Below are 6,294 nucleotides of genomic sequence, written 5' to 3' on the forward strand. Positions count from 1 at the left end.
CTCACTCTGATCGGGACTTCCTCTGCCGACGCGCTTGTTGGTGCTAGTGGGGACGATGTGATCCTCGGTGGTGCCGGGACCGATGTTCTGGTCGGTCAGGGTGGCTCGGACATTCTGCGCGGCGAGGATGGCGATGACGTGTTGACCGGCGGTGACGGGGACGACTTCGTCAATGCTGGGCTCGGCGACGACGAGGTGCATGCCGGGGACGGCCATGACATCGTCTTCGGCGGGGCTGGTTCCGACCAGATCTTTGCCGGTGCCGGCAATGACGTGATCGAAGGCGGGGCCGGCGACGACCGGGTCTGGGGCGGCGAGGGCGACGATACCGTGATCGCCACGCTGAACGACGGCAACGACGTCTACTGGGGCGAAGGCGGCGTCGACACGCTCGACTATGCAGCCAGCAGCGCCAACCTGACGGTCGATCTCGGAAACGGCTTCAACAGCCGCGGTTCGGTCAGCGGCGGCACGACGGGGTCTGATACCTTCTACGGCTTCGAGAACTTCGTCGGCGGCTCCGGCCACGACACGATCACGGCGTCGAGTGCGGTCAACATCATCGATGGTGGCCTGGGTGACGACGTGTTCAAGTTCTCGTCGGCAGCGTCGGCGAATGGCGACACGATCTACGGCTTCCAGACCGGCGACCGGATCGACTTTGCCGGCATGGGGGCGATGAAGCTGGAGGCCGGCACCACGATCGATGCGATCGGCGACGTCGTCATCACGCATGAGATGCGCGACGGCGAGGAGTTCACGGTGATCCGCGGCAATACGCAAGGGGACAATGCGGCGGACTTCGAACTGTCGCTGCAGGGCCGTCACAACCTGACGGTCAACGACTTCCTCGGCGTTTCCTGAGGACTGAATGGCACAGCTGTCCGGCCCGGCGGGGGCCGGACAGACAAATCTTCAGTGGGCTTCAGTGGGGGACGTCATGAACAAGCAGTCGAGCTACAAACTGTCCGGTATCGGCCTGGTGACGGGCTTCGTCTTCAGCCTGTCGGGCATCATCAACATCCTGGCGCTGACCGGCGCCTTCTACATGCTGCAGATCTACGACCGGGCGCTGACCAGCGGCAGCGTGCCGACCCTGATCTGGCTCTCGGTGATCGCCGTCGGGCTCTACCTGTTCCAGGGCCTTTTCGATATCCTGCGGTCGCAGATGCTGGTACGCTTCGGGGCCAATGTCGACCGGCAGATCGCACCGCTCGTACACCGGGTGGTGATGGAGATGCCGCGCTTCGGCTATTCCTCGGCGGAGGCATCCGAACGGGGCCGCGACGTCGATACCGTGCGCGGCTTCCTGTCGGGTGCGGGGCCGGTGGCGCTGTTCGATCTGCCCTGGATCCCGGTCTATCTCGTCTTCGTCTGGCTGTTGCATCCGGTGCTCGGCATGCTGACGCTGGGCGGTGCGCTCTTCCTCGCCTGTCTCACGATCGCGGCCGAACTCCTGTCGCGCCGCCATGCCAAGGAGATGACGCGGGCTGCCATCCAGCGCAACAATGTCTCTGACAACCATGTGCGCAATGGCGACATCCTCTATTCAATGGGCATGACGGAGCGCGCGGTCGACCGGTTCGAAAGCGCCAATCGCCGTCATCTCGACACCCAGACCGCAACCTCGGACATCGCCGGCACCTTTGCCGGGATCTCCAAGGTGCTGCGCATGATGCTGCAGTCGGCGACACTCGGGGTCGGCGCTTATCTCACCATCCAGGGCGAGATGTCGGCCGGTGCGATTATCGCATCCTCGATCGTGACCGGCCGGGCGCTCGCTCCGGTCGACCAGGCGATCGCCCAGTGGAAGGGTGTCATCTCGGCCAGACGCTCCTGGTCGCGCATCAAGGATACGCTGGCCGTGCTCGACCGGCCGGCGACGCAGTTCGACCTGCCGACCCCGACCGAAGGCCTCGTCGTCGAAGGCATGACCACGGTCGCGCCGACATCAGGCACGGTGCTCCTGAGCGACGTCTCCTTCCAGCTCTCCGCCGGCCAGGCGCTGGCGCTGATCGGCCCGTCGGGCGGCGGCAAGACGACGCTCGCCCGCTCGCTGCTCGGCATCTGGCCGCTGTTGCGCGGTTCGGTCAGGCTCGACGGCGCCGACCTCAAGCAGTGGCCGACGCGCTTCTTCACCGAGAATATCGGCTATCTGCCGCAGGAAGTGGCGCTGCTCGACGGAACGGTCGCCGACAATATCGCCCGCTTCGATCCGGATGCCGATGCCAAGATGATCTTCCGGGCGGCACGTGCCGCCGGCATTCACGACCTGATCGTGCGGCTGCCGAACGGCTACCAGACGCAGATCGGACCGAGCGGCCAGTCGCTGTCGGCCGGCCAGCGCCAGCGCGTCGCGCTCGCCCGCGCACTCTACGGCGATCCCTTCCTCGTGGTGCTCGACGAGCCGAACTCCAACCTCGATGCCGAGGGCGAGGAAGCCCTGATGAAGGCGATCGTCAAGGTGCGCGAACGTGGCGGCCTCGTCGTCATCGTCGCGCATCGCCCGAGCGTGTTGCAGGCCGTCGACATGGTCGGCGTCGTCCAGGGCGGCAAGCTCGTCTCCTTCGGCCCGAAGGAGGAGATCATCAAGGTGCCGGCCAATACGTCCGAGAAGCAGCCGTCCCTGCGGCCGGCCCGGACGCTGTCGGTCGCAGCGGAGTGAGCCCGATGAGCGGATCCACCACGACCACGATCGATCATGACGACAGCCTGAAGCTCGGTCCTGGCGACATGGGTGACCTGCAGGCGGCCAAGGCGCCGGCGCGCAAGTTCGCGCTCGCCGATGTCCAGGACCGTACGCTCTGGTCGCCCGGCATCTTCGCCGTGCTGTCCATGGGGCTCGGCGCCTATCTCGGGCGGCTGCGCGAGATCGTCAACCCGGCGCCCAATGCGCAAGCCCCCGAAGACCGCAAGACGGTGGCGCTCGACGATGGCACCTCCGCCCCGGTCGAGGATGCGCCCGAGAGCAATCTCGACATCGCCGCCTTCTGGCAGGAGATCCAGCGGCGTTACGAGGACGTCGTCGAACAGATCCAGCCGCCGCGGCGGCTCTATTCCTCGATCCGCTTCAATGCCCAGGACTTCCTGCTCGAGGGCGGCTATGCCGACCGGCCCTTCCAGGGCGTGTCGATCGATGTCGCCGCCAACGGCTTCCGCTTCATGGCGCCCTCGGTCGCCCGGCCGAAGCTCAACGGCTTTTCCCTGCCCAGGGGTGAGGCCGATGGCCGCGCCGGCGACCAGCCGACAGGCGGCGGCAGCGCCTCGGCAGGCGAGGACCTGGCGACAGGTGGGGGCGATGGTGGTGGTTCATCCGGCGGCGGCAACAACCAGCCGGTCAATCGCGCACCCTTGTCGCGCGGTCCGGTTTATCTCGGAACGGGGCTGGTCAACCTGTCCATGCTGCTGATGTGGGCCGATCTCGCCCGGGCGGGCGTCGATCCTGATGGAGACAGGCTGACGATCTCTGCGATCCAGGCGACTTCGGGCGAGATCCGCGTGTATGGCAGCGATGCCTGGATCTATGTGCCCGAACGCGACAAACAGGGGCTGGTCACGCTCACCTTCACCATGAGCGACGGCAAGGCCTCGGTTCAGGGCCAGGCCTTTCTCGATCTGCGCCAGCATCCCGAGACGGAGATCATCGGAACCGCTGATGATGACGTGCTTCTCGGCACGCCGGGCAAGGACCTGATCGATGCCGGCGATGGCCACGACATCGTCTATGGCCGCGAGGGCGACGACCTGATCCTCGGTGGTGCCGGCGACGATCTCCTGATCGGTGGCGCCGGCCGCGACGTGATCCATGGCGGTGCCGGCCATGACCGCATCTTCGGCGGCGACGGTGACGACGTGCTGTTCGGCGATGACGGCGACGACATGCTGTTCGGCGAGGCCGGCCGCGACAGCCTGATGGGGGGCGCGGGCAATGACATTCTCTCCGGCGGCGACGGCGACGACCGGCTGTTCGGCGAGGACGGCGACGATGTTCTGTCGGGCGATGCCGGCCATGACGTGCTGGAAGGCGGGGCTGGACATGACACGCTCGCCGGCGGTGCGGGCGACGACGTCGTGGTCGGCAATGACGGCGACGATGTCTTCGTCGCGGGTATGCAGCCGGTGCTGGAGCAGCGGAGCCTCCCCCACATCGCCACGGATCTCGTATCGGCAGAAGCCGAGGCAGAGGTCGAAGGCGACGAGCCGGTATCCGGTGCGGATGACGCTTCGGCCGATACTGGCATCAACACGGGCATCAACACGGGCATCGACGACGGCGACGACGTGATCCATGGCGGCGAGGGCCAGGACACCTATGACGCTTCCTGCATGACCATGGCGGTCACGATCGATCTCGAGGCCGGCCTGGCGACCGGCGCGGAGATCGGCGAGGACCGCCTGACCTCGATCGAGAATGCCGTCGGTGGCGAGGGCGACGACACGATCATCGCCAGTTCCGCCGTCAACATCCTCTATGGCGGCGGCGGCCACGATACTTTCGTCTTCGGCTCGGTCGCCTCCTTCGCCAATTACGGCGCCAATCACGGCGCCAATCACGGGGCAGGGCACGGCGCGGGGCGAGATGAGATCCGCGACTTCGATGTCGGCGACAAGGTCGATCTGTCGAAGCTCGAACGCGAACTCGGGCGGCTCTACTTCGAGGATGGCGAGAGCGCACTCGAACTCGACGGCCACGACCACAAGACCCTGGTCAAGCTCTACAAGAAGATGATCGACGACGACGATACCGGCCATCACGTGCTGCAGCTCGTCACCGACATCGACGGCGACCGGGACTACGAGATCGTCATCATCAGCGCCAGGGATCTCGACGAAGACGACCTGATCCTGACCGCCTTCCACCTGCCCGGTCAGGTCGAAGGGCTGGTTGCCTAAGCCTATCGGAAGCTCGACCGAAGCTCACTCGAAGCTCACTCGAAGCTCACACTGTAACTTGCGTAATGGGGGACAAGCACATGACACAGAGACCTGGGACACAGCGACCTGACGACACCGACACGAATGTCTCGCTTTCCGGCAAGGGCCTCAAAGGGCGCATGCTGGCCGCGACTGCCCTCGGTGTGCTTCTGACCGCAGGCATCGGCGGATGGGCCGCCCAGGCGAAGCTGGCCGGCGCCGTCATCTCGCAGGGCGAACTCGTCGTCACCGGCGAGACCAAGCAGGTCCAGCATGTCGATGGCGGCACCATTGTCGCGATACCCGTGAAGATAGGCTCCGCCGTCAAGAAGGGCGAGGTCGTGCTTCGCCTCGACGACACCCAGGTCCGCATCGAGCTCGGCATCATCCAGTCGCAGCTGGCCCAGCTCGAAGCGATGCGCAGCCGCCTCCTTGCCGAGCGCGACGGGGCAGACGTGCTCGTCTTCGACGGCCTCGAGCTTTCGCCCGACATCACCCGCGAGGAGCGCAAGCTGTTTGACGAGAACCGCGAGATGCGGGCCAACCAGCGCCAGCAGATCGAGATGCAGATCTCCCAGCTGCGCAACCAGATCGACGGCCTGAAGGAGCAGGAGAAGGCCAATCTCTCCGAGAATACCCTGATCGCCGAGGAATTCGCCATGCAGGAGGGTCTGGTGCAGAAGGGGCTGGCCAAGGCCTCCGAACTGCGCGGGCTGCGCCGGCAGATGGTGCGCATCGACGGCACGATCGGCGATCTCGTCGCCCGGGTCGCGGAGGCTGAAGGTCAGATCAGCGAGCTCAATGTCCGCCTGATGTCGGTCGACCAGACCAGCCGCACCGAGCTGCAGAAGGAGCTCGTCTCCACCGAGGCCCGTCTCACCGAACTCGAGCAGCGGGCGCTGCAGCTCACCCACCGGCTCGAACGCACCGTGGTCAAGGCGCCGGAAAGCGGCACGGTCTACGACCTCCAGGCCCACACCATCGGCGGCGTCGTCGCCCCCGGTCAGGTGATCATGGCGATCGTGCCCGAAGACAGCCAACTCGACGTGCATGTGAAGGTCGCGCCCACCGATATCGACCGCATCACCGTCGGCCAGACCGCCCGCATGCGCTTCACCGCCTTCAACCGCCAGACCACGCCCGAAATCATCGGCGAAGTCGACGTCATCCCGGCTGCAACCGTCGTCGACAAGGCGACAAACCTGCCCTTCTACAAGACAAGCGTCACATTCTCGCCCGACGACCTCGGCGAACTCGCAACCAAACTCACCCCCGGAATGCCCGTCGAAGTCTATATCGAAACCGAAGAACGAACCGTCATCTCATTCCTCGCAAAACCATTCACTGACCAGATAACAAGAGCATTCCGAGAAGAGTGAA

The 6,294-nt window shown here is 65.5% G+C and carries 4 protein-coding genes; all 4 read left to right on the forward strand.

The genetic code is table 11. The features are described from left to right. Nucleotides 1-864 (forward strand): calcium-binding protein (locus tag E9677_RS25050; RefSeq protein WP_136560791.1); only part of this gene is annotated, 864 nt, incomplete at its 5' end. Nucleotides 865-940: 76 nt separating this feature from the next. Further along, nucleotides 941-2,665, forward strand: coding sequence for a type I secretion system permease/ATPase (locus tag E9677_RS25055; protein WP_136560792.1), 1,725 nt, complete (start codon nt 941-943; stop codon nt 2,663-2,665). A 5-nt stretch (nt 2,666-2,670) separates the two neighbouring features. Continuing rightward, a complete protein-coding gene (locus tag E9677_RS25060) occupies nt 2,671-4,893 on the forward strand; it encodes a cadherin-like domain-containing protein (RefSeq protein ID WP_136560793.1) in 2,223 nt (740 codons plus the stop codon). A gap of 80 nt (nt 4,894-4,973) precedes the next feature. After that, nucleotides 4,974-6,293 carry an HlyD family type I secretion periplasmic adaptor subunit gene (locus E9677_RS25065; RefSeq protein WP_168801348.1) on the forward strand — a complete coding sequence of 440 codons (1,320 nt, stop codon included), beginning with the start codon at nt 4,974-4,976 and terminating at the stop codon, nt 6,291-6,293. Nucleotide 6,294 lies beyond the last annotated feature (1 nt).

The sequence above is a fragment of the Peteryoungia rhizophila genome (genome assembly GCF_004912145.1).
Taxonomy (GTDB): domain Bacteria; phylum Pseudomonadota; class Alphaproteobacteria; order Rhizobiales; family Rhizobiaceae; genus Allorhizobium; species Allorhizobium rhizophilum.

Bases quoted from the DNA above. Each gene is read 5' to 3' on its own strand.
- E9677_RS25055 (WP_136560792.1), top strand. From the start codon at position 941: ATGAACAAGCAGTCGAGCTACAAACTGTCCGGTATCGGCCTGGTGACG.
- E9677_RS25060 (WP_136560793.1), top strand. From the start codon at position 2,671: ATGAGCGGATCCACCACGACCACGATCGATCATGACGACAGCCTGAAG.
- E9677_RS25065 (WP_168801348.1), top strand. From the start codon at position 4,974: ATGACACAGAGACCTGGGACACAGCGACCTGACGACACCGACACGAAT.